The following is a 239-nucleotide window of genomic DNA, read 5'->3' as shown; positions in this document are numbered from 1 at the left end:
AGGCCGAGCCCTCGCCCTTCCACAACACCAGCGAGGAAGCCAAGGCAATGATCAACAGCATGGTCCAGGACAGCTATGCCTGGTTCGTCGATCTCGTTGCCGATCGCCGGAAAATGCCACGCGATGAAGTACTTAAGCTTGCCGATGGGACGATCTATACAGGCCGCCAGGCGCTGAAGGTCAAGCTCGTCGATCAGCTCGGCGGCGACCCCGAAATTCGCGACTATCTGGCCAAGCGG

Annotated in this window: 1 protein-coding gene; it reads left to right on the top strand. The window is 59.4% G+C overall.

Going from position 1 to position 239, the window contains the following annotated elements; all coding sequences use genetic code 11:
* A partial coding sequence (locus SB764_RS44315; RefSeq protein WP_410867352.1) for a S49 family peptidase occupies positions 1-239 on the top strand: 239 nt, incomplete at both ends.

Origin of the sequence: Paraburkholderia sp. SIMBA_027 (assembly GCF_046535315.1) — a bacterium.
GTDB classification, from domain to species: Bacteria; Pseudomonadota; Gammaproteobacteria; order Burkholderiales; family Burkholderiaceae; genus Paraburkholderia; species Paraburkholderia tropica.
The sequence above is the reverse complement of the archived record's forward strand: the minus strand, read 5'-3'. Positions and strand labels throughout refer to the sequence as shown.